General features: G+C 56.0%; 35 protein-coding genes and 2 pseudogenes. 25 read left to right on the top strand and 12 right to left on the bottom strand.

Going from position 1 to position 26,294, the window contains the following annotated elements; translation table 11 throughout:
• Positions 1-30 precede the first annotated feature (30 nt).
• The 18 genes from JCM12296_RS18305 (at position 31) to JCM12296_RS18220 (ending at position 12,526) form a co-directional block, all read left to right on the top strand.
• Positions 31-660 carry an oligopeptide/dipeptide ABC transporter ATP-binding protein gene (locus JCM12296_RS18305; RefSeq protein ID WP_054696244.1) on the top strand — a complete coding sequence of 210 codons (630 nt, stop codon included), beginning with the start codon at positions 31-33 and terminating at the stop codon, positions 658-660.
• Positions 657-1,130 carry an ABC transporter permease gene (locus JCM12296_RS44900; protein ID WP_246804535.1) on the top strand — a complete coding sequence of 158 codons (474 nt, stop codon included), beginning with the start codon at positions 657-659 and terminating at the stop codon, positions 1,128-1,130. Before JCM12296_RS18305 ends, JCM12296_RS44900 begins: the two co-directional genes overlap by 4 nt.
• Complete coding sequence (locus JCM12296_RS44895; RefSeq protein WP_246804534.1) at positions 1,100-1,597, top strand: ABC transporter permease; 498 nt, start codon at positions 1,100-1,102, stop codon at positions 1,595-1,597. Before JCM12296_RS44900 ends, JCM12296_RS44895 begins: the two co-directional genes overlap by 31 nt.
• Positions 1,594-2,466 (top strand): nickel transporter permease, encoded by an 873-nt coding sequence (gene nikC, locus JCM12296_RS18295; RefSeq protein WP_246804532.1) that lies wholly within the window; start codon positions 1,594-1,596, stop codon positions 2,464-2,466. The genes JCM12296_RS44895 and nikC overlap by 4 nt, the downstream gene beginning before the upstream one ends.
• 531 nt (positions 2,467-2,997) lie before the next feature.
• Positions 2,998-3,501: a hypothetical protein gene (locus JCM12296_RS18290; protein ID WP_054696241.1), complete on the top strand. Its 504-nt coding sequence runs from the start codon at positions 2,998-3,000 to the stop codon at positions 3,499-3,501.
• Positions 3,422-3,781 carry a hypothetical protein gene (locus JCM12296_RS18285; RefSeq protein WP_054696239.1) on the top strand — a complete coding sequence of 120 codons (360 nt, stop codon included), beginning with the start codon at positions 3,422-3,424 and terminating at the stop codon, positions 3,779-3,781. Before JCM12296_RS18290 ends, JCM12296_RS18285 begins: the two co-directional genes overlap by 80 nt.
• A gap of 251 nt (positions 3,782-4,032) precedes the next feature.
• Positions 4,033-4,263: a hypothetical protein gene (locus JCM12296_RS18280; RefSeq protein WP_054696236.1), complete on the top strand. Its 231-nt coding sequence runs from the start codon at positions 4,033-4,035 to the stop codon at positions 4,261-4,263.
• 384 nt (positions 4,264-4,647) lie between these two features.
• A complete protein-coding gene (locus JCM12296_RS18270) occupies positions 4,648-4,917 on the top strand; it encodes a hypothetical protein (protein ID WP_157067723.1) in 270 nt (89 codons plus the stop codon).
• Positions 4,918-4,922: 5 nt separating this feature from the next.
• Positions 4,923-5,213 (top strand): HU family DNA-binding protein, encoded by a 291-nt coding sequence (locus tag JCM12296_RS18265; protein ID WP_422698835.1) that lies wholly within the window; start codon positions 4,923-4,925, stop codon positions 5,211-5,213.
• Positions 5,214-5,354: 141 nt separating this feature from the next.
• Positions 5,355-7,367 carry a TonB-dependent receptor gene (locus JCM12296_RS18260; protein WP_083456268.1) on the top strand — a complete coding sequence of 671 codons (2,013 nt, stop codon included), beginning with the start codon at positions 5,355-5,357 and terminating at the stop codon, positions 7,365-7,367.
• Positions 7,357-8,718 (top strand): ABC transporter substrate-binding protein, encoded by a 1,362-nt coding sequence (locus tag JCM12296_RS18255; RefSeq protein WP_157067722.1) that lies wholly within the window; start codon positions 7,357-7,359, stop codon positions 8,716-8,718. Before JCM12296_RS18260 ends, JCM12296_RS18255 begins: the two co-directional genes overlap by 11 nt.
• Positions 8,715-9,074, top strand: coding sequence for a periplasmic substrate-binding domain-containing protein (locus JCM12296_RS18250; protein WP_218188155.1), 360 nt, complete (start codon positions 8,715-8,717; stop codon positions 9,072-9,074). Before JCM12296_RS18255 ends, JCM12296_RS18250 begins: the two co-directional genes overlap by 4 nt.
• A 9-nt stretch (positions 9,075-9,083) precedes the next feature.
• On the top strand, positions 9,084-9,728 hold the full coding sequence (locus JCM12296_RS18245) for an ABC transporter permease (RefSeq protein WP_157067721.1): 645 nt from the start codon (positions 9,084-9,086) through the stop codon (positions 9,726-9,728).
• Positions 9,725-10,045, top strand: coding sequence for an ABC transporter permease subunit (locus JCM12296_RS18240; protein ID WP_054696215.1), 321 nt, complete (start codon positions 9,725-9,727; stop codon positions 10,043-10,045). Before JCM12296_RS18245 ends, JCM12296_RS18240 begins: the two co-directional genes overlap by 4 nt.
• A gap of 10 nt (positions 10,046-10,055) precedes the next feature.
• Positions 10,056-10,337 carry a hypothetical protein gene (locus tag JCM12296_RS18235; RefSeq protein ID WP_054696213.1) on the top strand — a complete coding sequence of 94 codons (282 nt, stop codon included), beginning with the start codon at positions 10,056-10,058 and terminating at the stop codon, positions 10,335-10,337.
• Positions 10,337-10,609, top strand: a complete 273-nt coding sequence (locus tag JCM12296_RS18230; RefSeq protein WP_054696210.1) for an ABC transporter permease subunit — start codon at positions 10,337-10,339, stop codon at positions 10,607-10,609. The genes JCM12296_RS18235 and JCM12296_RS18230 overlap by 1 nt, the downstream gene beginning before the upstream one ends.
• Positions 10,600-11,838 (top strand): ABC transporter ATP-binding protein, encoded by a 1,239-nt coding sequence (locus JCM12296_RS18225; RefSeq protein WP_083456266.1) that lies wholly within the window; start codon positions 10,600-10,602, stop codon positions 11,836-11,838. Before JCM12296_RS18230 ends, JCM12296_RS18225 begins: the two co-directional genes overlap by 10 nt.
• Positions 11,828-12,526, top strand: coding sequence for an ABC transporter ATP-binding protein (locus JCM12296_RS18220; protein WP_054696207.1), 699 nt, complete (start codon positions 11,828-11,830; stop codon positions 12,524-12,526). Before JCM12296_RS18225 ends, JCM12296_RS18220 begins: the two co-directional genes overlap by 11 nt.
• 223 nt (positions 12,527-12,749) lie before the next feature.
• Here JCM12296_RS18220 and JCM12296_RS18215 read toward each other — a convergent pair whose 3' ends face one another.
• Positions 12,750-13,211, bottom strand: a complete 462-nt coding sequence (locus JCM12296_RS18215) for a TroA family protein (RefSeq protein WP_157067720.1) — start codon at positions 13,209-13,211, stop codon at positions 12,750-12,752.
• A 133-nt stretch (positions 13,212-13,344) separates the two neighbouring features.
• Here JCM12296_RS18215 and JCM12296_RS38515 point away from each other — a divergent pair, with 133 nt between their 5' ends.
• The 3 genes from JCM12296_RS38515 to JCM12296_RS49840 are packed head-to-tail and all read left to right on the top strand — an operon-like array spanning position 13,345 to position 14,730.
• Positions 13,345-13,734, top strand: coding sequence for a TonB-dependent receptor plug domain-containing protein (locus tag JCM12296_RS38515; protein WP_054696201.1), 390 nt, complete (start codon positions 13,345-13,347; stop codon positions 13,732-13,734).
• Positions 13,656-14,546 (top strand): TonB-dependent receptor, encoded by an 891-nt coding sequence (locus JCM12296_RS18205; RefSeq protein WP_172683972.1) that lies wholly within the window; start codon positions 13,656-13,658, stop codon positions 14,544-14,546. The genes JCM12296_RS38515 and JCM12296_RS18205 overlap by 79 nt, the downstream gene beginning before the upstream one ends.
• Positions 14,547-14,550: 4 nt before the next feature.
• A complete protein-coding gene (locus JCM12296_RS49840) occupies positions 14,551-14,730 on the top strand; it encodes a TonB-dependent receptor (RefSeq protein WP_054696195.1) in 180 nt (59 codons plus the stop codon).
• Between the two features lie 137 nt (positions 14,731-14,867).
• Here JCM12296_RS49840 and JCM12296_RS18195 read toward each other — a convergent pair whose 3' ends face one another.
• The 9 genes from JCM12296_RS18195 to JCM12296_RS44885 all read right to left on the bottom strand — a co-directional run bounded on the left by JCM12296_RS18195 (position 14,868) and on the right by JCM12296_RS44885 (position 20,173).
• Entirely contained in the window at positions 14,868-15,932 is a 1,065-nt protein-coding gene (locus JCM12296_RS18195) for a CaiB/BaiF CoA transferase family protein (protein WP_172683971.1), read from the bottom strand.
• The gene (locus JCM12296_RS50610) at positions 15,878-16,063 is read right to left on the bottom strand and encodes a CoA transferase (RefSeq protein WP_157067716.1); all 186 of its coding nucleotides are present in this window, start codon (positions 16,061-16,063) and stop codon (positions 15,878-15,880) included. Before JCM12296_RS50610 ends, JCM12296_RS18195 begins: the two co-directional genes overlap by 55 nt.
• A 43-nt stretch (positions 16,064-16,106) precedes the next feature.
• Positions 16,107-17,003, bottom strand: coding sequence for a thiolase family protein (locus tag JCM12296_RS18190; RefSeq protein ID WP_218188154.1), 897 nt, complete (start codon positions 17,001-17,003; stop codon positions 16,107-16,109).
• Entirely contained in the window at positions 16,964-17,359 is a 396-nt protein-coding gene (locus JCM12296_RS42110) for a thiolase family protein (protein ID WP_218188153.1), read from the bottom strand. Before JCM12296_RS42110 ends, JCM12296_RS18190 begins: the two co-directional genes overlap by 40 nt.
• A gap of 13 nt (positions 17,360-17,372) precedes the next feature.
• A complete protein-coding gene (locus JCM12296_RS18185; protein WP_054696192.1) occupies positions 17,373-18,140 on the bottom strand; it encodes an SDR family NAD(P)-dependent oxidoreductase in 768 nt (255 codons plus the stop codon).
• 29 nt (positions 18,141-18,169) lie between these two features.
• A complete protein-coding gene (locus JCM12296_RS18180; protein ID WP_054696189.1) occupies positions 18,170-19,312 on the bottom strand; it encodes an acyl-CoA dehydrogenase family protein in 1,143 nt (380 codons plus the stop codon).
• A 62-nt stretch (positions 19,313-19,374) separates the two neighbouring features.
• Positions 19,375-19,779, bottom strand: a complete 405-nt coding sequence (locus JCM12296_RS38500) for an AMP-binding enzyme (RefSeq protein WP_157067715.1) — start codon at positions 19,777-19,779, stop codon at positions 19,375-19,377.
• Positions 19,722-20,039 carry an AMP-binding protein gene (locus tag JCM12296_RS44890; RefSeq protein WP_340147868.1) on the bottom strand — a complete coding sequence of 106 codons (318 nt, stop codon included), beginning with the start codon at positions 20,037-20,039 and terminating at the stop codon, positions 19,722-19,724. Before JCM12296_RS44890 ends, JCM12296_RS38500 begins: the two co-directional genes overlap by 58 nt.
• Positions 19,940-20,173: a hypothetical protein gene (locus tag JCM12296_RS44885; protein WP_246804539.1), complete on the bottom strand. Its 234-nt coding sequence runs from the start codon at positions 20,171-20,173 to the stop codon at positions 19,940-19,942. Before JCM12296_RS44885 ends, JCM12296_RS44890 begins: the two co-directional genes overlap by 100 nt.
• 294 nt (positions 20,174-20,467) lie before the next feature.
• Here JCM12296_RS44885 and JCM12296_RS18165 point away from each other — a divergent pair.
• A pseudogene (locus tag JCM12296_RS18165) lies at positions 20,468-21,549 on the top strand (sigma 54-interacting transcriptional regulator); the annotation flags it as partial.
• Positions 21,550-22,104 (top strand): AAA-type ATPase lid domain-containing protein, encoded by a 555-nt coding sequence (locus tag JCM12296_RS44880; protein WP_422698838.1) that lies wholly within the window; start codon positions 21,550-21,552, stop codon positions 22,102-22,104. It begins immediately after the preceding pseudogene.
• Positions 22,105-22,159: 55 nt separating this feature from the next.
• On the opposite strand, the gene JCM12296_RS18160 is transcribed toward JCM12296_RS44880, so the two are convergent.
• Entirely contained in the window at positions 22,160-22,804 is a 645-nt protein-coding gene (locus JCM12296_RS18160) for an ATP-binding protein (RefSeq protein WP_054696181.1), read from the bottom strand.
• Between the two features lie 34 nt (positions 22,805-22,838).
• Complete coding sequence (locus JCM12296_RS18155; protein ID WP_054696178.1) at positions 22,839-23,783, bottom strand: GntR family transcriptional regulator; 945 nt, start codon at positions 23,781-23,783, stop codon at positions 22,839-22,841.
• A gap of 488 nt (positions 23,784-24,271) precedes the next feature.
• Between JCM12296_RS18155 and JCM12296_RS44875 the strand changes: the two are divergent.
• Both JCM12296_RS44875 and JCM12296_RS18145 read left to right on the top strand, forming a co-directional pair.
• A pseudogene (locus JCM12296_RS44875) lies at positions 24,272-24,580 on the top strand (TonB-dependent receptor plug domain-containing protein); the annotation flags it as partial.
• Between the two features lie 17 nt (positions 24,581-24,597).
• Positions 24,598-25,770: a TonB-dependent receptor gene (locus tag JCM12296_RS18145; RefSeq protein WP_083456263.1), complete on the top strand. Its 1,173-nt coding sequence runs from the start codon at positions 24,598-24,600 to the stop codon at positions 25,768-25,770.
• Positions 25,771-26,294: the final 524 nt, after the last annotated feature.

The raw sequence follows: 26,294 nt of genomic DNA, 5'->3' as shown, positions 1-26,294 counted from the left end.
ATCCATTGAAGAGCCCCTTGGCGCCAAGGTGTGGGCAAAACCGAACGGCGGGAAGCGGTCCGGGCCCTGGCCGGCCAGGCCGGGCTTTCCCACGATCTGCTCAGCCGTCGCCCGGGAGAGGTTTCCGGTGGACAGAATCAACGGGCGTGTATTGCCCGGGCCCTGTCCACACGGCCGCGGCTGCTGGTTCTGGACGAGCCGCTGACGGCCCTGGACGCGGTTGCCCGGCAGCAGATGGTGACCCTGCTTTGCCGGCTCAAGGAGAATTTCGGGCTGACCTATTTCCTGATTACCCACGACCTGGCCCTTGCCCGACAGATCGGTACCCGCGTGGCGGTGATGTACCTGGGCAACCTGGTGGAGAAAGCACCGGCAGCCGCCTTTTTTGCCGAGCCCCGCCATCCGTATGCCCGGGCACTGCTCTCCAGTGTCCTGCGGCCGGGATTCTGGCAGGGGAAACGGATCGTCTTGCAAGGCGAACTGCCGTCGCTCCGGCGTCCTCCCAAGGGGTGTGTTTTTCATCCGCGCTGCGCCGAACGGCTTCCCATCTGTACGCATACCGCGCCCCGACCGAGGGCCGTTGCCGAGGGGCATACGGTTTGCTGCCATCTTTTCGGTGCGGATCCGTCCGGCCCGAGCATCCGGGAACCGGGCAGATGATCGGCGCTTTTCTTTTCCGGCGGACCCTTACCGCTGTTTTCGTCTTTTGGGGCGCGACCTTCATCACCTACGCCCTGATGGCGCTGGCACCCGGTGACGCCAGCATGGAGATCGCCCTGGCACGGTACGGCGATACGGCCCGAGGGGATACGGCGACCATTGAATGGGTTCGGCAGAAGGCGGGGCTGGACCGTCCCATGCTGGTCCAGTACGGCCGCTGGTTGAAACACGTTTTGGTGCTGGACTTCGGCAAATCCCTGGTGGAAGAGGTGCCGGTCTGGACCCTGATCCGGTCCCGTTTCGGCAATACCCTCCTTTTGGCCGTGTGGGCCATTGGCCTGGCCCTTTGCCTGTCCATCCCCATCGGTATCCTGTCCGGTGTCAAACAGGGCACCTGGATGGATACCATGGGGGTCGCTTTGCCGTGCTGGGGGTATCCATGCCCAATTACTGGTTGGGCCTTTTGCTGATCATCGTTTTCTGCGTCAAGCTGCAATGGCTGCCCAGCTTCGGCCGGGGGGACTGGCATCACCTGATCCTGCCCGCCATCACCCTGGGAACGGGCCTGACCGCCTACACCACACGGATGCTGCGTTCCGCCATCATTGAGGCCATTCACGCGGACTATCTGACCGCCCTGCGTGCCAGGGGCGTTGGCAAACGCCTGGTGCTGGCCAGACATATCCTGAAAAATGCGCTCATTCCGGTGGTCACGGTGGTCGGTCTGGAGTTCGGGATGATTCTCGAGGGCGCCGTGATCACCGAAACCGTCTTTGCCTGGCCGGGATTGGGGGGGCTGATGGTCAGTGCCGTCAGCAACCGCGATTATCCGCTCATCCAGGGCCTGGTGCTGTTTACGGCCGGCGTTTTCGTGGCCATCAACCTGCTGGTGGATCTGGTCTGCCTCTACCTCGATCCACGGATTCGACTGTCATGAACAAATCCATGCGCCGTGCCGGTTTCCAAGATAAGCGTCGCTCCGGCAACGGTTGGCGCCGCATCCTCCTGACCAATCCGTTGATGACCCTGGCGGCCCTGACGGTCCTGCTGGTGGTGGGTGTGGCCATTTGCGGCTCCTGGTGCTGCCCCCACGATCCGCTCACGCCCCATATCGACAAGCGCCTGGCGCCGCCTTCATGGCAGTACCCGTTGGGCAACGATGCCCTGGGACGCTGTCTCTTTTCCCGCATCCTGGCCGGTGCCCGTGCCTCCATCGGCCTGGGCGTCGCGGTGGTTTTGCTTTCCACGCTGATGGGGGTGGCGGTGGGCCTGGTGGCCGGTTATGCCGGCGGGCTGGTGGATGAACTGTTCATGCGCCTGGCCGATATCTTCTTCGCCTTTCCCGAAATTGTCGCCGCCATGGCCATTGCCGGACTGATGGGGCCGGGAACAATGAATCTTCTGCTGGCCTTGTCGGTGGCCAGCTGGATGCGCTACGCCAGAGTGGTGCGCGGAATCACACTGTCCGTCCGGGAGCGCGAGTACGTCAAGGCGGCCCAGCTTGCCGTTGTCCGGCCGCCGGTCATTCTTTGGCGCCATGTACTGCCGGCGAGCATGCCGTCGATGATCGTCCTGGCCACCATCGGGCTGGGCAAGTCGGTTCTGGCCGTATCGGCCCTCGGCTTTCTCGGATTCGGTGTCCAGCCGCCCGATGCGGAATGGGGAATGCTGCTCATGGAAGGCAAGGATTATATTCTCAGCGCACCGCATCTGTCGTTTTACCCAGGGGTGCTCATCATGCTGACGGTCCTGGCATTCAATATTCTGGGAGACGGTCTGCGCAATCTATGGAACGAAACAACCTAAAGACCCTGCGTTTGTTTGTTAAAAAATGAGAAGTCGATCGACGATTATCCAGTTAACGGACGACTTTTGGCGGAAGATAAAAAAAGCTATTTACAGCCACAGCATTTTCGTTTAAGTAAGAAGTGTTCTGTCATTAGGAAAATGACAGCATTTCATATCCATTGATTCCCCATCCGGGTCGTTCAATCCGAGCCACGAAGGCCAAACCAACTGCAAGCAGGTGGCCGATGTGGTACATGTCTTTCTACCTTCCGGTTCGCCTGCAATAGAGAACAAAAGCAGAGGTGTCCTTTAACAATCGCATTCGGCATTTTACCTAATCATCTTGGCCTGCGGGAAGGATTTGTTTTGAATTTCCTGGATTGAAGGCCGGATTTTACCACTAGGGAAGTGGCGTCCACCCAATCTGAATCTCATCACCTCAACACAGCGCCATGAAGGCCAAACCATAGATAGACGGGCGGCCGGCATGGCGTTTTTTCTTGTCCTCCGGCTTGCCGAATCATCTGCCATCGAAGAAAGGAGAACAAAATGAAACTGCCGGAAGGTTATGTCGTTATCTATCAGCCGAAATATACGGTTCCCAGCGTGTTCGACCTCAACGATTGCGGTTTCTTTTCCGAGCGGCCGAAGGTTTCTGGAGAATGGGGGTTCCGTATCATCTGTGACAAGGATTGCCGGTGCAAGGTCCAGGCGGCCATGCTGTTGCGTCAGCCGGGAAAGGATCCTGACACGGGAAGATCTTATGAATGGTGGGTAAAGGAAGCAGAGATCGCATTGGATGAAAGCCTGGTGCTTGATCCTGAGGCGGTTGCCCAGCAGTTATCTGACGAGGAGATGCGGTCCGCCTTTATCACCGAATTCAACGCGTGGCATGATAATCTTGTTCCTTTGAAGGATGACGCCAAGGTCGACACCGATGAGCTGAAAAAGAAGCTGGCGGCCCTGGTGGCGGATGCATTCGATCGCCGTCGCAAGGACCTGGTACGCCGCAACCAGCATTGGGTGCTCTCCAATATCCCGCGTCGTTCATGATTTCAAGTACGGGCTCTACGATCACGTCAGGGGTAACCTTTATCCGGAATACCAGCGCAACGGCGGTGAGGACTCGGAGGACAACCTGGTCAAGAAAATCGCCCTGTTCAGCCGGGTTCTCGACGACTGCTACCAGGAGGGGCTCCGCAAGCCCGACGGCAATACCTGGAAAAATGAAGACGAGGTCTGGCAGTGTTGGGTCGGGTTCGCCGGTTCCGAAGTCGAGGCGCAGCGGGTTTGTCGCACCATGGATGCCGTCTTCAGGGATTTGCAGCTATAGCATTCAAGTCCTGTTTTCAGCAGATCAGCGCCGGTTGCCGGCACCACTACCTGCATTGATGGTCTCGTAAAAAGTCGCATTTCCGACGGATTCGTAAAGAGCCCGAGATCAAGGCTTGCGAATCCCGAGGAATGAGGCGTACTTGGCGTACTCCGCAGTGACGAGGGATGAAGCGTAACGCCGATATCGGGCTCTTTACGAATCCGTCTGCATTGAATGCAAAACGCGCATCACGTGGAGAAATAGTCCATATGAAAAAGATATCCATCATTGGCCTGGGCGACGTGTTGGCAGGGGACCATGGGGCCGCCAGCCATGTGCTTGACGCCGTGGCCAACGACACGGCCGACGAAACCATTCAATTGGCCTTTATGGGCAAAGATCCCCGTCTTGCCGGAGGCATGCTTTACGCCGCCGATCTGGCGATCATCGTGGGAACTGCGTTTGGCCGGTGTGCCCGGTGGTATGCACGTCTGGAATGATCGCGTTTTTAAAACCCATGCGCCTGGATGGCAAAAGTGGATCCGGCGTTCAGGCACTTGCTCGTCGCATTGGCCAGGACGGATCTGGCAGGTGGTTTTCCCGAAAAATTGATGTTTATTTGGATCGAACCCCAGTTGACGGAGGGCTATGCGATATCCAAACCGGTTCGTCGGGCGATTCGCCGGGCCGTTGGGCGAATTTTCCAAGAATTGTGTAAGCTGGACCTGGCAACCGTTGCCGACGCCCCGTCCGTCCTGAGATGGGTTCCGGCGGTTGCCAGCCTTCGTTGACCTAAACCCAATGGGATCTCGAAAAAATGGGACAGATAACAAAGACACCCCATCGCCAGCGGACTTGTGCGCGCGATCCAGTGGAAGTGATGATTGCCTGCCAACTACGCCAGTAGGGGGGAAGGGGATGCGGCCGGTGGCATGATGCGCAATTTCTCCAGCCAGGGGTTTTACATTGAGACGGATAAGAAATACGCGTCCGGGACCATTCTGCTGGTTCGCACGCTTTGCGGTTTCGACCGGTCACGACCCTCTGCCTGCCGACAACCGCGGACGATCTGCCTGGCGGAAGTGAAATGGCTGCGGAAAATTGAAAACGGCGGTGTCCCCCTTTATGGGATGGGTGTGCGCTATCTCGATTGAATAAAATGAATAAACGTGAGCTGATCGACAAATTACGCGCGTCCAATGGCCTGACCAAACCTCAGGCGCAAAAGGCGGTCAAAGCCTTTTTCCAATCCATCACCAACGCCCTGGCGGAAGGGGATCGGGTCGAGATCCGGGGCTGGTGCAGTTTTTCCGTTAAAGACTACCCCGCTATATCGGCCGGAATCCGAGAACCGGTGGAGAAGTTAAGATCAAACCGAAAAAGCTGCCGATTTGCAAAGTCGGCAGGGAATTCAAAGCGCGGCTCAATGAACGATGATGGTAACCTATAGTATTTAAGATAATGTTTTTGGTAAGGCCAGAGGGAGGAAGCTGTATAACCAATACCGCGACGACCGATAACGCAGCCCAAAAACATTATCTTGAATGCTATAACTCGGGAATGATCGGATGCAGAGAGGAGAAAGGGAGAGATGAAAAGAAGAGATATGCGGCGGTGTGCCAGGTCGGTTTTTATGTTCTGTCTGACGGTGTTGGTTTTAACCGGGATGGGACAGGCCGAGGACCTCCGCCGACTCGACGCGGTTGTGGTGACGGCCACCAAGTATGCAACGGCGGTAAAGGATGTGCCGGCATCCGTGACCGTGATTTCGAATCTCGATCTGGCGAACCAGAACCTGCCCAACAGCGATATCGGCGATGCATTGCGGGCGGTGCCCGGTATCGCCCTGCGGCGGGCCTATTCACCGTTTCCGCCTTACGCCAATATTCGGGGGGCCGGTTCCGATGGTACGGTCTATCTGGTCAACGGGATTCCCACCAATTGGCAGATTTCCCAGACGATTCCCGTGGAGCTGGTCGAGCGGGTGGAAATCATCCGCGGGCCAGCCTCGGCACTTTACGGCGCCGATGCCACCGGTGGGGTGATCAATATCATCCTCAAATCGGGTGGGGAGACGCCCACGGCAACCGTCGGCGGTGGTGCGGGCAGTTTCGGCCGTTATCGCGCGGCCGCATCGGCCGACGGCCGGCTGCACCGGTTCAGCTACGCGCTGGCAGGCTATTACGAAGAGGCCGACGGCACCAACATCGTGGAGAACAATGTCAATGCCAGCGTGCATATGATCGATGACTGCGATTACGACAAGCATGGGACGGGGGTCAACGCCGGTTACCGGTTTTCAGATACTGTCGGATTGCGTTTCTTCTACAACTATTACAACAATCGGTATACCCGTGGCCGACCCCATGTGGGCGGGGATTGGGATTACAATTTGGGCGCGATCATGTTTGATCAGCAAATCGGAAAGCGGCTGAGGATCGATGCCTATCTGGGGGTGCGCGTCGACGATTACCTGCATCTTTACGACCGGGGCGGCACCAATTACGCCCGCAAACAAAAGCGCGATATGGATTACACCGAGATGCCCGCCGAACTCCGGGGCACGGCTGAGCTGGGGGGGCACACGGTCACGACGGGTTTCTTTTACAACAATCAGGAAACCTCCCAGGATTACAACGACTGGAACACCGGCGCACGACTCCAGGAGAACGAATTCAACGTGCGAACGATGGCCGGCTACGTTCAGGATGTCTGGAAAATTACCGACGCCATGATCCTCACCGCCGGCCTGCGCTACGACCACTGGGAGAACTACGACAACTATTTCAGCAGCTACAACGACCCGGACCTGGATGATCGCACCGACGATCACCTGAGCCCCAAGATCGGCCTGCGTTATAATTTCGCTGACAGCACCTCCATCTGGGGGAATTACAGCACGGGCTTCAAACCGCCCACGTCCGAACAGCTATACGACGACCGGACCTCCGGTGGCAATCCACGCTTGCCCAACCCCGACCTGGATCCCGAAACCACCCAGTCCTTTGAACTCGGCCTGCAGCGCTGGTTCGGTGGCGACTTCAAGGCCGGGCTGGTCGGTTTCTACACCATCACCGACGACAAGATCCTCGCCTGGTTCAATGCGGACAACGTGTGGATCAACCAAAACATCGGCCGCAGCGAATCCTACGGCGTGGAACTGGATCTGGCCTGGTATCTCTCCGAGAATTGGACGCTGAGTGCCAACTATACCTACAACCGGGCGACTGTCGACGACAACCCCCAGAATCCGGATCTGGAAGGGAACGATCTTCTCTTTTGCCCGCGGCACATGGCCAACCTGGGGATCACCTACCGCCGGCCCGGGAATTTCACCATCAGCCTGTTCGGCCGCTACCTGAGCAAGCAGTATTCCGACGATGCCAACACGGATCGCAACGCTGCCGGCGAGGAATTGATCATGAAGGAATCCCTGGTTTTCGACCTGAAGGGCACCAAACAGATCCCGATCGCCTGGGGACCGCTGAAAACCATTGACCTGTCGCTTGCCATCGATAACCTGTTTAACGAGGAATACCGGACCATGTACATGTACGAAGATCCCGGGACCACCTTTTTCGGCGAAGTCAAGTTTGTCTTTTAACCCTTTTCTGAGCCCTCCCCTGAACGCACCAGCAACGTGTCCTGCGCTGCTCGGTCGTTTCAGCAAACGGCGCCGGCGCAAGCACCCCGCCGGCGCCATTCTGCTGCTGATGGGATTGATTCTTGCCGGCATGGCCGGTTGCGGCGGCGATGGCCCGGTTGCGGATAGCCATGAGGGGGCGACATTGCGCGTCGGTACCCCCATGCAGGTACGGGTAGCCAATCCGCTGGTCGATTACAGCTATAACATCTTCGCCATGCTGGCCACGCACGATACGTTGGTGCGCTTCGATGCGGCCATGCGGCCCCGGCCCCAACTGGCCCTGTCCTGGGAAGCGTCCGCGGACGGCCGCCGATGGCGATTTCTGCTGCGCGGCGATGCCCATTGGCACGACGGTCTCCCGGTTACCGCCGAGGATGTCAAATTCACCTTCGATTATTTAATGGCCCATCATGGGGCCTCCGCCTGGATGCGGACGCTGATCAAGGCGATTGCGGTTGATGGGAAAACGGTGACCTTCGATCTGGTCAAGCCCTACAGTCGTTTTCTGATAAACTGCGGTTTCATCGTGCGCGTTCTGCCCCGGCATGTCTGGGAAACGGTGGCGGATCCGTTCAAGCCCGGTGACGCCCGAGTCACCTTGGGTTGCGGACCTTTTGTTTTCCAGCAATTCGATGTGCACGCCGGCCGGCTGACCTTCAGGCGAAATCCAGCATATTACGGGCCGCTGCCGACAGTGCCGGAATTGACTATTTTCCTGAACCGGCCCTTGGACACCCTGGCGCTTTCCTTGCGACGCGGGGATCTGGATCTGTATTACAAGTATGCCTCGGGGTTTCCGCCTTCTCACCTGGTCGCGCTGTCCGGTACTGCCGATCTGCGACTGCCCGAGGCCGACGCCATGGGGGTGCCGGCGGCGCTGGGATTCAATCTCAACCACCGCCCAACGAACGCTGTGGCGTTCAGGCGAGCCATTGCCGCCGCCCTGGACTATGCGCGCATGGCGGCCAGCCTGATGGGACGCCACGGCAAGCTTCCGGACCGTGGCTTTTTGCCACCGGCGTTCGGCGACGGCCCGGCCGATACGGCCCTGGTTTACGCTCCCGAAGAGAGCCGTCGACTGCTCGATCAGGCCGGATACACCGATACGGACGGTGACGGCCTGCGTAATCTGCCGGGTGGCGGCAATATCGTCCTGAGGCTCCTGGCGCGGGCCGACCTGGAGGGCACCGATGCCCTGCTGCCCATCCTTTCCCATAACCTTAGGGCAGTCGGTCTTGCCATGACCGTCGATCGGGCGGATCTTTCCACCTGGATCGAACGGGTCCAGGCGGAGCGCTTCGACTGGTGATGTTTCGGACCACGCCGTGGGGAATGATCATGGATGCCGGCGTGGCCAGCGGTTATTTCGACTCCCGCCGCAAGGGAGGCGGCACCCTGGCCAATTTGACCGACCCGGCTTTCCACGACTTGTGTGACCGGCTGCTGGCAACCACTGATCCGATGCAGCAGGCCGATCTGCAGCAGGCCATCCAGCGCTACTACGCCGAAATGATGCCCGCCGTGGCGCTGTGCTGGGCGGTCAACACCTATCCGGTGCGGCGGTCCTGGCAGGGCCTGACCATCAATCAGATCGAGGGCGGACTGCTCAACCGGCAGACATTTGCCGGCATGTATCGGTCAATACCAGGGCATCAGGAACCATAGGATTGCGCCGTGGCCCGAATGAGCGGAAAACTGAGCTTGTATTTGTTCACCCTCCTGGGGGTATTGTCGCTGAACTTCCTGCTGGTGCGCCTGATGCCGGGTGATCCGCTGGTGCACCTGTTGGGCGAAGAGGGGTATGCCCGGCTGACCGGCGATGCGGTGCTTGCCCTGCGCGCCGAACTGGGTCTGGACGATTCCATGGTTCGGCAATATGGCCTCTACCTGATCAGAACAGCCACCGGCGACTGGGGCTGGTCCCACCGTTTCGGGCAGCCGGTGTTGCGTGTGATTGCCGTCCGGCTGCAATGGACCCTGGCGCTATTGGTGCCGGCGCTGGTCGTGGGCACCCTGGCCGGCGGATGGTTCGGGGCGGTGGCCGGATGGCGGCACCGGGAGCGGTACCAGCGCGTTCTGGGCTGCTTTTTTCTTGGTCTTTACGCCGTTCCCGCTTATTGTATCGGATTGCTGGTCTTAGTGGTGGCAGCCCATTGGACCGGGCTTCCCCTTGCCGGGATTGCCACCCAAAACGAGGGATTCAGGTCCGCCGCCGTCCGGTGGCTTCTGCCCTTTCTTGTCACTGCCTTCCATGGTACGGCCTACAAATTCATGATCATGCGCCATCTGGTTCGCCATGAAATTGACCAGCCTATGTGACGACCGCCCTGTCCAAGGGGTTGACGGATCGACAGGTGCTCTACGGCCATATTCTGCCCGATACACTGCCGGCATTTCTCACGGTGGTTGCCTTGAATCTGGGATTCATGGTTGGCGGTATCCTGCTCATTGAAGTGGTTTTCTCCTGGCAGGGGATGGGCTGCCTTATCTACCAGGCGGTTCTGGCCCGGGATTATCCCATGCTTTCCGGTACCCTGACGATCCTGGCCGGCAGTGTCCTGGTCGCCAACGGACTGACGGATCTGTTCAACGCACGGATCGATCCGCGAATCGCCGACGGGGTGCCGGTTGTGTAAGGCGCGAACCATGGCCGGGTCGCTGGGCGGATGGCTCGTGCTGGCAGTCATCGTGGGGATCGGTTGCGCATGGCGTATCGATGCGTTACCGATCCATGATCCCTACCAGCCGCCAGGACCGGCACACCTTTTGGGCACCGACGGTTCCGGCCGTGATCTGCTGCGGCTTGCCGTTCGTTCATCGGGAACCGCGTTGACACTGGGGCTGGGTGCCGCCCTGGTGGCAACCGGCATCGGCGCCTGGTCGGGTGCGTGGCCGGGTACCGGCGGTCAATGGCAGGCGAGTTGTTGATGCGGTTGACGGACATGGTGCTGTTGATTCCGACGCTGCCGCTGGTGATCGTGCTGGCGGCCTACCTGGGACCCGGCGTGCGGAACGTTTTCCTGGTGATCGCCCTTACCGCCTGGCCGGGCACGGCGCGGGTGATGTATACCCGCGTGCTCGCCCTCCGGGAGCACGCCTATATCGTTAACGCCCGTAGTATGGGGGCGACCACCCTTTACCTGATCCGCCATCATATCCTGCCCAACTGTGCCGATGTGCTTTTGGCCAAATGGCGCTGACCGTGGCTGGTGCCATGCTGGCCGAAGCCGGAATCGGTTTTCTGGGGCTCGGCGACCCGCTGAATCCTAGCTGGGGCAGTATGCTGCACGATGCCTTCACCGGTGCGGCCCTGCTCAACGGTGCCTGGTGGTGGGTGCTGCCGCCCCTATCCGGAATTTCATTTTCGGTCATGGTGGGTTATCTGCTTGGCCATCGGTTCGCCGATCGGGTGCCGATATCCGGCCCCCCCGGCAGGCCATCCTTGATCCGTCGCCAGCGGGTGGACGCCGTTTGTGATGCCAGGCCGTGGCCGGTGCCGTTACTGACCGTGGAAAACCTGACCATCGCATTTCCGCATGTCACCAACGGAAACCCACCGGTGGTGGACCGACTGAACCTCACGGTAGAAGCGGGTGAGAAGATTGCCATCGTGGGGGCCACCGGAAGCGGTAAGAGCCTATTGCTGCTTTCGCTGCTGGGGTTGCTGCCTTCCAATGCCCGGACCCTTGGCCGAGTTTGCATCGCCGGAGAAGATATCACAAAGATGGATGCCGCCCGGTTGCGGGCCCATCGTGGCATGACCGCCGCCTATATTCCCCAAGGCAGTGGCGGTGCTCTCAACCCCGTGTTGGATGTCGCCAGGCAGGTGGCCGAGCGGGCACGGATCCATCGCGGTCTGGGGCGTGGTGATGCCCACTGGTTGGCCAAGGACATGCTGAAGCACGTGGGGTTGCCATCGGTGGCACGACTCTCGCGAGCCTATGCACACCAGCTTTCCGGAGGGATGCGGCAACGGGTTCTGCTGGCCATGGCACTCGCCGGAAAACCGCGCTTGCTGCTGGCCGACGAGCCGACCAAGGGGCTCGATCCAAAAGCCCGGGATGCCATGGCCTCCCTGTTCAAGGAATTGGCCACGGAGACGCTTTTGGTGGTAACCCATGATTTGGCGCTTGCCCAAGCCCTGGGAGGATGGGTGGTCGTCATGCTTGCCGGGAAGGTCGTGGAAGCGGCGCCTTCGGCCGTATTTTTCAAGGCGCCCCTGCACCCGTATTCGCGTGCGCTGATTGCCGCCCAACCTTCAGCGGGAATGCTTATCGGCAAAGGGATCGGCGGGCCGGCCCTACCGGAGACGCGGGAGGGCTGTCCGTATCGATCCGCGTGCCCGCAAGCCGAAAAACGTTGCCGGCGGCAGCCGCCGTTGTTCACCATCGGCGTTCGCCGGGTCAGGTGTTGGACGCATGCACGTTGAGGCACGAGGGATTTCCAAGATTTATGGCAGCGGATGGCTTATCCGTCGCCGCCGGCTGGTGCTCGATGGTATCGATATGGCGCTTGCACCGGGCAAGCGCATCGGAATCGTGGGCCGCAGTGGTGCTGGCAAGACGACCCTGGGATTGATTTTAGCCGGCATCCTGCGGCCGGACACCGGGCAACTGCGCTGCGGTGGAATCGATTTATGGACTGCCGGACGCCAGGTCCGCAGGCGGTTGGGGCAGCGGCTGCAGATGGTTTTCCAGCACCCGGAAAGCAGCTTCGATCCGCGCTGGACCCTGGCGCGCAGTCTTGAGGAGCCTTTTCGACTATGCGGCCGGGTGCCATCGATGCAAGACCTGTCGGCGATGCTTGCCTCGGTCGAACTGCAACCGGCGTTGCTGACCCGCCGCCCGGGAGAACTTTCCGGGGGAGAACTGCAACGCATGGCTATTTCCCGTGCTCTGGCGATGGTTCCCGCCGTTCTCGTTCTGGACGAGCCGACCGCCATGTTGGATGTGCTTACCCAGGCCCGAATTATTCGGCTGCTGGAAAAAATTCAAAGGGATACCGGCGTTACGATTGTGCTGATCAGCCATGACCCCGCGCTGATTAATTCCTTTTGCCACCGTGTTTATCGGTTGGATGCGGGGCGGATAGATTTTCAAGGAAACGGTGGGTCATGAATAAAAGGAGAGAACATCAAGGCGAATGGGAATCCGGGCCATCCATGCGATGGCCCGGATTGGGGGAAGGGGAGAGAGGAATAAGCTCTTCTGAGCCTGACTGTTCTTCTCACTATACCGGCGGATCCTTGCCACAAGGTGATCAAAAGATTACCAAATGATCATTTGGCTGACTGGGTCAACGGACGCCACATGATCGATGAAACATAAAATCGTCATCCACTCAATCGACAAAACCTGCCACCCGGCCGATCGGCCCATAGTCGGCTTTCATCTTCTCGTATACGGGCCTGCCCACCAGTTGGGTATAGATTTCATCGGCCTTGCGCTCGGGGTCGATGTCCGTGAAACCTTTTGGATAGAGGATTTTACCCATGGCATAGGCGTTGGTCAAGGCCGTGTCGATGTTGGTGGTGTACCAGTTGAAGGGGTGCAGAACAAAAATCCGCCGCTTGGCGAAGGCCGTCAGCGCTTGGTAGTATTCGGGCTTGCGGGCCACATCCCCGGCGACCAGGGAAAGCCCGCCGCCATCGATAAAGATGGTTTGCGGATCGAGCTTCAGCAACCGCTCCTTGGCCACCACGACATGGCTGCCCGAGCGGGCCTCGACCCGGCGAGCCAGGTTGTCGCCGTGAATCCATTCCAAAGGCGGGTAGTGGTATTGGGTACTTTCGATGCCCTGCACTTTTCCTGTGACCGGGAAAAACATGTTTTTATCGGTAAAGTCGTCGTGGCTCGACAGGTAAAATACTTCTCTTACGATCCATGGCACCGCTTGTCAACGGACAATCCATTGCTGTTGAGAAAAGGAGAGATCAATGCGCGCTCATCGGATCGGTTTTTGTCTGGCTTTGTTGACGGTGTTGCTCAGTGGATGGACTTCCCTATTGGCCAATGCCCAGGATGAGGGAGAACCGGTCACCCGGCTTGAACCCATCTGGGTAACGGCGCGACCGATTATCGAGGGCAACCGCAGGGATGACTATGGTAGCGTGACGACGGTGATCACCGAAGAGCAATTGGACGACCTCAACGCCCAGGATATCGAGACGGCCCTGAGACAAACGCCAGGCGTCAATATGTCCCGTTTCAATCCCGTCGCTCGTTCGGTGGTGCGGAAGGCGGCGGGGTGTTTATCCGCGGCATGGGGTCGAGCCGGCCGGGAGCGGAAATCAAAACCCTGGTCGACGGCGCCCCCATGTTCATGAGTGTCTGGAACCATCCGTTGCTCGACCTGATGGCCATCGACAGTGCTCGATCCATCGAGGTTTTCAAGAGCCCCCAACCCCAGTATTTCGGCAATGCTTTTGGCGTGATCAACATCGTCCCCAAACGCAAGACCGACGAAGGCTACACGACCAAGACCCAGGTGGCTTTCGGAAGCTACGACACGATTGTGGCAAAGGCCGAGCATGGCGGCAAAACCAGTGGGTGGAACTATTACATGGGCGGCGGATACAGGACTTCGGACGGGCATCGTGACAATTCCGACGGCGAACTGGACAACGCCTATGGCCGGCTTGGCCGGCAGTTGAACGACAATTGGGACGTTTCCCTTTTCGCCATGTGGAATGACAACTACGCCAACGATCCCGGCGCCGAAGGTGCCGACCCCGACGCACGCGAGGGCCGCTATGAGACCCGCGCCGTTCTAAGCACCCTGACCCTGTCACACGATTATGAGAGATTCAGTGGCGAGATAAAGGGCTATCGTAGCTCAGGAGAGGGCGATTGGTTGGACCAACCCAGCGATACGGAGGGGGTCCGCGAGGACCTGTACAATGATTTTCTCTACTACGGCATCAAGGTCAAGGAGAACGTGAAATTGGGCCATGGCGCCGAGTTTTTAATGGGCCTTGACTGGGATTATACCGAGGGCGACTATACGCAGGAATACAGCGACGGCAGATCGGATGCCTTGGCGTTTCCTCGACCGCTTCAAACTGAGCCTGGATGGATCCCATGTATCCTCGATCAACGTCAATTCACAGGAACGCAAGACCGATATCGAGAACAATGATACCGTGGGCAGCTACACCCTGGTCAACGGCAAACTCAGTTACGCTTTCGACGGGTTGGCCGGCAGTTATAAAGGAGAACTGTTCGTGGCCGGAGAGAACCTCACCGATGTGGATTATGAGTACCAACCCGGCTATCCCATGCCCGGCGCCAACGTAATGGTCGGTCTCCAACTGGAGCTTTAGCACGATGGGCGAAAAGACCGCTCCCTTTCCGCAACAGGCACTGTCCAGGCCTTGCGGGCTCATTCAAACAAACACGAAGTTACTACTGTCAAAAATGGTGGCGTCGTAAAAATCCAAATGATAAAGATCCGGCGCGTTTATTCGCCGCAGCCGGCGGCGCAGGACGACGATCTGTCTGCATGGTATTCAAGCACACCTTCATCGGAAAGGGCCTTTATACGCGATTTGCTGTATCCTAGTCCACGAAGCACGGTATATGTGTTTCCCCCAAGCTGAACCGGGGGGGTTCGGATGCTGCCTGGTGTTAGACTGAGTTTTACCGGCACGCCCAACGTTATCTTTTCACGCCACTCGGCACTGCTGTTTTCGATGACCATTTCGCGTTCCCGATGATGGGGTAGCTTCATTACATCCTCAACCGTCAGAACCGGTTCGCAACAGACATCCAGGGATGATAACGCTTCCTCCCATTGCGATCTTGTTTTTGTGAGGAATCGCTTTTTGAATATCTCAACCATTTCCACACGGCGCGTTTCATCGAACTGGAGAGCGATGTATTCGTGAAGTTCGAAATAACGGCACAGTTTTTCCCAGAAATGGGGCTCCAGGGCACCTACCGAAATATAGTGATCATCAGCGGTTTTATAAATATTATAACAGGCATAGCGATGGGACAGAAGGCTGTTGGAGCGTTTTGGAAAAGCCCCTTCGAGTTGCTTCAAAAAAAACAGGATCGGCAGGCATCCCACCATGCCGTCCGTCATGGAAATATCGACGTGTTGTCCTTGGCCGGTTTTCTTCCTTGCGATCAATGCCAGAAGAATCCCAATGACGCCGTTCATTCCGCCACCGGCCATATCTGCAAATTGAATCCCCGGAATTGTCGGTGCGCCGTTGGCCGCACCGATCTGATCGAGAATTCCGGAAATACTCATATAGTTGACATCATGTCCCGCCCTGTCTTTTAAGGGGCCGGTTTGACCGTAACCGGTGATTGAACAATAGATAATTCCGGGATTGACGTTTTTGACGGCCTCATAATCGATTTGGAGTTTTTTAACGGTTCCGGGACGGAAGCCCTCAATGATCACATCGGCCTTTTTAGCCAGTTTGTAGAGAATTTCTCTTCCTTCCGCGGATTTGAGGTTTAAGGTAATGTGTTTTTTATTCCGGTTGAGGGAGGCAATCTGGTATCTGTCCAATCGACAATCGATGTTCCCCACCTGAATGACATCGGCGCATGATCGGCCAGGATCATGGAGCAATACGGTCCTGGCAACAGCCGGGACAGGTCGATCACCTGAACACCGGATAATGCACCAGACAGTTTCATTGGATAGCTTTGCACCTATCGTCGGGGATCAAAAATAAGGGTTTCATGGCTTTCCAAGCAGGGTCACCCCGCAAGCCATTTCTTCCACCGAAATGACACCGCCGCCGTTTTCAACGAGTCCGACGCAGGCATTCTTCACCTGTCTGGGGCCGGCTTCACCGCGCAGTTGGGTGGCAATTTCATAGATCATGGACAGCCCCGTGGCACCGATGGGGTGGCCTTTGGAGATGAGCCCGCCAGATGTGTTGATGGGGATTTTCCCGTCAAGCATGGTGGCGCCGGATTCGATGAATTTCCCTCCCGTACCGATGGGACAGAACCCCATCATTTCCGCCTGGTAAATTTCACAGAAAGCGGTGGCGTCGTGAACTTCGGCAACATGGATATCTTCAGGCCCCAGTCCCGCCATTTGATACGCCTTGTCGGCCGCCCATTTGGACAGGCCCGGTTCGTTGATGGGACGGTGCTTGCCGCTGGATAGGACACTGGCACGGACTTTTATGCTTCGCTCGCGCACACTCGGCGGCAGCGTATTGAAAAAGGTTTCCGAGCATAAAATGGCGGCCGCGGCCCCATCGCCGATTGGCGCGCACATACTGCGCGTTAACGGGTAGCTGACCATATAATCGGAAAGGACTTTTTCCACCGGAACCTCGAACTGGTATTGGGCCTTGGGGTTTAAGGACCCATTGTAGTGATTCTTGGACGCGCCCACGGCGATTTGATTTTGGGTGGTGCCCCATTTCCACATGTGCCAACAGGCCTGCATGGCATACGTGTCCATGAAAATCGTGCGGTTGTCGCCAAACTGGAAGTCCTGGCCGCAGGTCTCGGCCACGGTCCGGTATTCTCCGATCAAACGGTCCTTGTCTTCACGGTCGATCCCGTTTTCAAAGGCGGTCAGGACCAATTGCATATCCGGATGGTAGAATTTATCCATGCCGATGGCCAGGGATACGTCATGAAGCCGCTTAAAATATCCTTCCAGGCCAAATGAAACGCCATGGACCCGGAGGCGCAGGCCCCCTCGACATTGATGATGGGAGCCCGCTCGGGAAAGAGCCCTTCTTCCACCAGTGGCGCCATCATACTGTGACCGCGGACCATATCCTGCCCCCAGATCACGCCCATGCCGCAGTTTGAAAAATAGGCGTTTTCAACAACGCCGGCGTCATTCAATTGAGCATCCCGCAATGCTCCCACCAGCGCATCCCGGGTGAGTGCTTTCCCTGATTTGTCCGGCCATTTCTGAAACTTTGTCGAATAACTACCGATGACATATACATTCCCGATCATGGGTGCCTCCTTTTTATTTTGCCGCGAGTCGGACGGCGGCATCCAGACGGATGGTTTCGCCATTCAACATGGGGTTTTCGATGATTTGCCGAACCAGCATCGCATATTCCCGTGGCCGGCCCAGACGCTTGGGAAAGGGCATCATCCGGCTCAGGGCCGCCTTGGCCGGGTCCGGCAACCCGGCCAACATGGGCGTCTCAAAAAGACCCGGCGCGATGGTCATCACGCGAATGCCGTAATCGGCGAATTCGCGGGCGACGGGCAGTGTCATGCCGACAACCGCCGCCTTGGACGCCGCATAGGCGGCTTGGCCGATCTGCCCCTCAAAGGCGGCCACCGACGCCGTGTTGATCACAACGCCTCTTTCGCCATCGTCCGCGGGTGGATTTTTCAGCATTTTTTCGGCGCCCAGGCGTACCACGTTCATCGTGCCGATCAGGTTGATTTGTATCACCCGTTCGAATTTTGAAATGAGCAGCGGACCCTTTTTGCCGATCACTTTCATCGGGGGCGCCACACCGGCGCAATTGACGATGATATGAAGGGCGCCGAAACTTGTCGTTACGCCATCCATGGCTTGCTGAACCGATTTTTCTTCGCTGACATCCGTTTTGAAAAACCGCACCGCATCCCCAAGCTCCGATGCCAGGGACTGGCCATGTTCTTCGTCCATATCCAGGATCGCCGTTTTGGCCCCAGCCGTTACCAGATTACGCACCGTGGCCTCCCCCAATCCGGATGCCCCGCCGGTGACAGCCGCCACGCAGTTTTCGATTTGCATTGTTAACGCCTCTCCTTTGTAAAAATCGTTTAAAATGCCTTGGCTTTGGCAATGATATTTTTCATGATTTCATTGGTTCCGGCAAAAATACTGAATACGCGAATATCCCGCCACATGCGCACGATGGGGCAGCTTTCCTGGCTGGCGACATCTCCCACCAGGCAGAGGCACCGGTTCGCCACCCGGTTGGCCATATCGGATATCCAGTATTTGGCCATGGAGGTTTCCGTGGCATCGGCCTTGTTATGCATGTGGTCGATGACCAGTTGATGAATGAAGGCGCGTCCGATTCTCGTCTCCGTCATCATTTCAACCAAGGCGAATTGAACGGCCTGGGATGCGGCAAGGGGTTTTCCGACCCCAGGGTTGTTGCGACAATAGTTTTCCGTCCATTCCAGGATGGTTTCGGCAATGGCCAACGCCCAGATGGAGCAAACGAGGCGTTCCTGCTGCAGTTTTTGCATCAGTTGGATAAATCCCTGGCCTTTTTTTCCCAGAAGGTGCTCTCGGGGAATTCTGCAGTTGGTAAAAAAAAGCTCGGCCGTGTCCTGGCTGTGCATGCCCATTTTCAGGAGCTGTCGGCCTTTTTTAAAACCGGGCGTATTGTTTTCGACCAGATACAGTGACACGGCCTTGTGGGGATGGTCCACGGCGGGGTCCTTGGCCGCCAGCACCACCAGGTCGCAGTTGATCCCATTGGAGATAAATGTCTTCGCACCGTTGATCACCACCTGATCCCCTTCCTCCTCGGCGGAGGTGCGCATGGAAGCCAGGTCGCTTCCGGCATCGGGCTCGGTCATGGCCACGGCCATGACGATATCTCCGCTGACGCAGCCGGGCAGGAATTTGCGTTTCTGGCTTTCCGTTCCGAAACTGTCAAGGTAGGGAACGACGATATCGCTGTGCAGTTGGACCATCAGCCCGGTATGATTGGTTTTGACCATCTCTTCGATAACGATGACGGAATAGAGAAAGTCACCGCCCAGACCCCCATATTCCTTTGACACGGCCGTGCATAAGAATCCGGCGCGGCCCATTTTTTTCCACACCGCCTTGGGAACGATGTGGTCGGATTCCCATTGGTCCACATACGGAATGACTTCAGATGATAAAAACTCGCGGAGTTGCATGCGAAAGGTTTTGTGATGATCACTGTAAGGCAGCATATTCATCCGAGACGACTCCTCATTCGCGTTTCATAGACGGCATTTAGAACCGATCGATCCGTACCCGGCTAACTTTCCAGGTAGAAGTTCTTATACATGGACCGCATATCTTTCTTGGAGAACTTGCCGACGCTGGTCTTGGGAATTTCATCGATGAACAGGATTTGGTCGGGCAGTTGCCACTTTGCGAATTTAGGAGCGATACACTGCAGGATGTCTTCCTGGGTGATGCTCTCCTTTTGATCTTCTGCAATCTTCACCAATGCCAGGGGCCGCTCTTGCCACTTGGGATGCTCAAGGCCGATGACGGCGGCTTCGATGACGGGGGGGTGAGCCATAATGGCATTTTCCAGATCGATGGAGGAGATCCATTCGCCGCCGCTTTTGATAATATCTTTAAAGCGGTCACTGACCTTCAGGTAGCCGTTTTGGTCAATGTAACCGATGTCGCCGCTACGCCAGTATCCATCCACGAATGCGTCCTTGCTTCGGGGGTCATTGTAGTAGGATCGGGTGATCCATGGGCCGCGAACAAGGATTTCACCGACGGATACGCCATCCTGCGGCATTTCATTTCCCTGGGGTCCATGATTTTGATATCCAGACCACACAACGGGAGCCCCTGTTTTTTTCTTAGCTCCCATCGATCCGCTTGCGGCCATTCGGCAATCGATGGCTTGAGCAGGTTTGTGGTGACGAGGGGCGTGGTTTCCGTGGCACCATAGGCATGAATGATATCGGCGCGAATTCGGCAAACCCTTTCATCATGGCCAGGGGCGGTTCCGTGGCGCCGCTGATCATCCTGAGATTGTCGAATTTCGGCTTTTCCGGTGTCGATGGAAATCCATCTATCAATTGTGCCTTCATTTTCCGGCTCCTTTTGATTGTCGTATACTGGAAATCGTTGATGTGTGTTGGATGATGGTTGCTGGCATTTCCCCATGCCATGATGCCTTTTAATTCAAGAATGTTAACAAAAGGCGTGCCATGCTGATACTGAGGCGATAAGTGTTGTTATATTGGATAGATACATTTTGATTGGGAAATAAATAGAATTCATTTATTGTTATTCTATGAAATATGATGAAATAAACGATCAAATATGATAGTCATTGCCAAAACGATTATATTTGAGAGTTTTTCCGGTATTGCCGGGGTGCCATGCGTTTTCATGTGAATGCCGACGTTGGCTTCAAAGCATCAGTGGGGAGAACTGTTCCCATGCGGATCGATAAGAAAGGTTTCTTTCGGGATGCAACGCTTAAAATCTGCGGCAGCCTGGATATTGAAAAGGCATTGTGGCAGTGTCTTTTATATATTCGCGATTTTCTTCCAGCCAGTCAGATGAGCCTTTATATTTACAGCCAAAAAACAGGCGTTGCCGAAATCATCGCCCATGCCACTGAAGCGGATTATAGGGCGTTGTCGATCAAGTTTATGATGTGCGAGAAGGGGCGCCAGCAGGTTCTGGAACAACGCTCGATACGGATCCATAATGTACCCAGGGCCGGGGATGATCCTGTTTCGGCACCGGCGATGAAATGCCTGGGGGGGCTTGATCTACCGATTCTTTTTATGGATCTGGTAATTGAAAGTGAATTTTTAGGCACGGTTGCGGTCCACGGAGCGACCGGTATACCGTTTGGCAGCGCACATGAGAAACTGCTCACGATGCTCAACGAGCCGTTCGCGATTGCACTGAGCAATCACTTGCGTTACCGCAAGCTACAGGAATTTAATGATGTTCTCGTAGATCGTAATCGATATCTGAAAAACGAACTGCGCATGATTTCCGGCGTGGATGTCATCGGTGCCAACTTCGGTTTAAAGGAAGTGATGGATATGGCCCGGCAGGTAGCACCCATGGACAGTCCGGTATTGCTGATGGGTGAGACCGGCGTGGGAAAGGAGTTGATTGCCAGCACCATCCACAATCTGTCTCCCAGACGTGAAGGGCCGCTCATCAAGGTCAACTGCGGTGCCATCCCCGAGGGGCTGATGGACAGCGAGTTGTTCGGACATGAGAAGGGGGCTTTTACCGGGGCCATTTCCCGAAAAATCGGACGCTTCGAAAGGGCCAATGGCGGAACGCTTTTTTTGGATGAAGTCGGAGAACTGTCACAGGAAGCCCAGGTTCGGCTGTTGCGGGTATTGCAGGAAAAGGAAATCGAGCGGGTGGGGGCACGGAGACGATTCGAACCGACATCCGCATCATCGCCGCCACCCATCGGGATCTGGAGAAAATGTTGGGTTCAGGCAGGTTTCGTCACGACCTTTATTACCGCTTGAAAGTGTTCCCGCTGATTATTCCGCCGCTGCGCAACCGTGTTTCCGATATTCCATCCTTGGTTCAGCATTTTATTCAGAAAAAATGCATTGAAATGAAAATGAAGATCATCCCTTCCCTGGCTGAAAATGCATTAGAACAGCTTTTGTCCTACCACTGGCCAGGTAATGTACGGGAACTCGAAAATGCGGTCGAGCGAGCATTGATTTTATGTCAGGGCGCCCCACTGACATTCAAAGAAATCATGGTGACAAAAACGAGTTCGAATCCAATTCGTCATATACCGCACGAAATGCAACCCAATGCCAAAGAATTGCTTAGTCTCGATCAAGCAATGGCCCGTCACATCCAAAAAGCCTTGGCGGTTTCCAACGGGAAGGTGGAGGGCCGGGGAGGAGCGGCTGAACTTCTTCAGATCAATCCGAGGACCCTTCGGCATCGGATGAAAAAAATCGGTGTTCCCTTTGGAAGAATGTTAAAACAAAAAAATCACCAGCCAATACAAAGCTGACAGATGGCTGGAATTGTTTTAGTGCCGGGCAGTGGATGGATTGGACACTGGAAAATTAAAACCTTTCCATTCCGATCGCACCATTGGGGCAAATCGTCGCACAAAGGCCGCAGCCGTAGCATTGATCCGAATTGTATTCCACGCCGTTGTTTCCGATGGTGCGTGCCCCGAAAACACAGCGGTCCACACATATCCCGCAATGGGTGCACTGTTCACGATCCCATACGGCGATATATTCCGAGCCGGCGATTAAATCCTTGCGATCGTATTTGAGAAGCAACTGGAGCTCATGGCAGCAACACCTGCAGCAGCTGCAGATGGCGTAAGGATATTGGCTGGGGCTATAAAGGGTCAAATGAACCAGGCCGTGTTGGTTGGCCTGATGGAGCTTTTCCACCAGCAGATCCAGGGCGATTCGTCGGGCATGCCCCTTGTTGACCAGTTGGTCTGATGTGTCGTTGAGGAAAACGCAAATATCCACCGGGTTGTCGCAACGCCTGTAGCGGGTTCGGCAAACGCAGTCCCCAACGGCAAAGGACCTCGCATCGGTTATGAACCTGATCACCTGCTCGGTTGGCAGGACCCATTGCTTATCGGCCAGGGCTTCGGCTATTGGTACAACCTTGGAGGTGAAAGCGACTTTTCGATCTTCCAGCCACGCATCGTATTGATCGAGCCTTTTTCTCAGCCATTCGTCCATTAGCGTTCCCTCGGAGCCTTTTGGTCAATGCCGGTTAGCGGCTGGCAAGGTACTCTCGAACCATTGTTATTCCTGCCGGATCCGGGACCAGCGCCACCTTGATGATTTCAACGTCCCGGTCGGCGATGGCCTTGACGCGTTCGTAAACATAGTGCGAGGCCAGTACCACGGTACATGTCTTCAGCATGTCACGGATGCCTTCTGCATCGTTCATTCCCGCCCAGATTCTTTTAAGGGTCGATCCGTTGTCGTAGATAACCTCCCTGAAAAGCGTTTCCGTGCTGCGACGATTGGCGCAAGTCAGGCCCACGGTCGTGCCTGCCGGAAGACGAGAGAGGATTTCCATGGCCTTGAGATCGGGCCGCATCAAAATTCCCATCGCCGCTATCGGAGGGTCCGGCAAGGCGGCCTTGAACTCTTCCAGATGGTTGAAGCCGCAGACGACCAGGTCGATCGTTTTCAGTCGCCGCAAAGCACGGCGGGGGTTTTCCTCGATCTCCTGGATAAGCATCGTCTCGGTGCTCACGTTCAATTCTCGCTCGAGGCAGGCGGCCATGTGAAGGCCGGTCTCATGGTTGCACTCGACCACTAAAAGGCGATCGTTTTGCATTCCTGCCGATTGACAGGCCAGGTGGCTGAGAAAACGGTCCGTAACCTCGTTGGGGCCATATCCCATGGTCGCGGCCTTGGACAGAAGTTCATCGAATAGCTTGCCGATATCTTCACGGTGCACTGTGGGTTTCATCTGGTTTACATAAGTTCCCGAACCCGTTGTCGTGTTTAACCAGCCTTCTTTTACCAATTCCCGATATGCAGCCCAGGTGGTGTTGCGGTTGACACCGAGGGTGAGCGCCAAATCCCGGGAGGGAGGAAGCGGTGTGCCGGTCTTCAGGCTGCCGGATTCGATCAGACCTTTGATTTGCCGCTTGATCTGATCCTTGACGCGCAGAGGATTCGATTTGTTTAGCGTTAATTTCATATTGTCATACTATATTATGACAATTGTTTGTACAACTTGTTTTTTAACTGTCAGGAGGCCTGGGCGAGGCGTATTTCAGTTACGGTTGGTCGAGCGGCATCGGCACGCCGAAGGAAGTGGGCGATCCGCGAACATACGGCGTGGTTGCTTTCGCCAATTTCTAATAAATTCCAATCTGATGAAGCCTTAAAGCTTGACTTTCAATCCTAAATCCATTACGGGCCTCTATACGCAAAAGGCTGAAGCCTTTCTATCCAATCCTATCGAAACATTTAAATTTTGAATAATGCACATCTCTCCTTGTTGAGATGATGACGACATCCGTTTTTGCGGCACGGTTTTGCTTAATGCGCCGATGCCGTTGGGGATGATTGAACGTTCCCCTGGTTCAACTCCATGCTTTTAGGCCATGAAGGTCTATTCCCATTTCATTCGGGAATGATCTCATGGCCTTTTTTTATTGGCGCAGTTGAGATTTCAAGTTGGAGATGAGAAGAGGAGGCATGATGATTCAGTGGAATGGGATTCGTATGGGATTGGGGGGTAAACCGGATGTGTTGAAGGGCGAACCCGACATCGATCTAAAACGTCGCACGCTCGTCGGGGATACAGCCGACAGCCTGGCCATCAGGGGGTTTTCCGGAAACCGGATCCTGCTGAATATCAACGGTCGGCCGGTCAATGCATCGGGGGTGGTTGGCGGCTATTACATCGACTGGGGGACGATTCCCCTGGACAATATCGAAAAGATCGAAATCATCCGGGGAGGAAGTTCCGTACGCTACGGGAACAATGCCCTGGGGGGCGTGGTTAGTTGTATAAAAACTATGAGGATCGCGACGAGGAGAATTACTCGTCAAGCGAAGTTAACGCCGCTTATGAAGATGGTGAGCTGGTCTTGGAGCGTGAAGTGGAATCCGACCGGTCCTACGGCGGTACGGCCGAGCTGACCAAGCCTTTCGGTGACCATGAACTGATGGTCGGGGTCGAGCATAAGGTGCTGGCCTATGGCGACACAACGGTCGACACGATCGACATGGCATATAACAACGCCAGGTGGGTAACCGAAGCCGACCTCAACTTCGAACCCTCCTCGGAAGGAATTTGCTGGGGGTACTACATTCAGGACAGTTGGCAGATTTCGGACCGATGGCGGCTGACCGCGGGCCTGCGCTATGACACTTACAAAAACCGGTCGATCAACGGCAGTACATCGCCTGAACTGGACGATGATGCCCTGACACCCAAGCTGACCGCAACGTATCATGCTTCGGATGTCGATACCATCACGGGTTCGGCCTATCAAGCCCTGCGCACACCGGGGTTGCCTGAAACCTACTGGTGGGCCGAGGGGGCCACGAACGGGAATCCGACCCTAAAACCGGAAACGAACAATGCCGCCGAACTGATCTACCGGCATAACTTTTCCGATTCCGATTATCTTCGAATCGCGGCTTACTACTACAACGTCGAAGATTATATCGTGTCCCGCTTTTATTCCACGTGGAAAGGCGTATACAATATCGACAGGGCCGAATTTTACGGCGCCTCCCTGGACGGGCATCTGACATTGACCGACTGGCTTTCCGCCAATGCCGCCTTGACCTGGCAGCAATCGAAGAAAAGGGGGGATTTCTACGATACGGCGGAATTGACCGACGAGATCGATTATCTGCCGGATTGGAAGGCCAGCGCCGGCTTGGCGTTTCAGCTTCCCCTTGAATCCGTTTTTAACGTGTCCCTGCGTTATGTCGGAGAACGGAAGGCGATTTACGCATACACCAGTGGCTGGCCGATGCAGCAATATTTCAAGCTGGTTGAAATGGATGCGTACATTACCGCCGACATCAACCTGAAGGTCCCGGTGGGCAAACATACCGAGCTCAGCTTTTATGCGGAAAATCTTTTCGACGAGGAATACGAGGAGCAGTACGGTTATCCCATGCCGGGGTTGATTGTCGGCGCGGCGGTCAAGCTTTCGCTTTAAAGCCTACGTCAATGAGAAAATATTGATTTTACGCTCGGGGTTGCTGTCCGTGGTGTCCGCGACCCCGAGTGCAGGATCCCGTCTGCATTTTCGGAGATCGTCACTTCGCGTTGAACCCATACCACTGCGTAGTTTTCTGGATTTAAGGATACAGATAACTTATTGTAACCTGCCGTTTTTCGCCGGCCGAAATTCTACAGGATAAGTTCGATAAGCTGTCGCTTTTAAGGCGCTTGTTTCTTTGGGATAAATTTTACAAATCTTCACAGCCGGTTACTTCGCCCAAAAAGGTGGAGAGTGTTTATCTCAACTTTTTTTGATTTGACTTGTCGATGCAATTTGCGGTGGATTTGAAACCAAGTCAGGGTGCGATCGCAGAGAATTCCCTGGCATTGGCCCTTATACCTTCCTTTTTGACCCCAAAAACATCGATTTAAGCACGAAAAATGGCCCTGTTTTTGAACTAACTCTTTGATATTTAGTCCTTCTGCTTGGTCCGACCCCGAGCCCGCACCCCGAGCCCG

Source organism: Desulfosarcina cetonica JCM 12296 (assembly GCF_001311845.1).
Lineage (GTDB): Bacteria > Desulfobacterota > Desulfobacteria > Desulfobacterales > Desulfosarcinaceae > Desulfosarcina > Desulfosarcina cetonica.
This window is presented reverse-complemented; position numbering and strand designations above follow the sequence as displayed.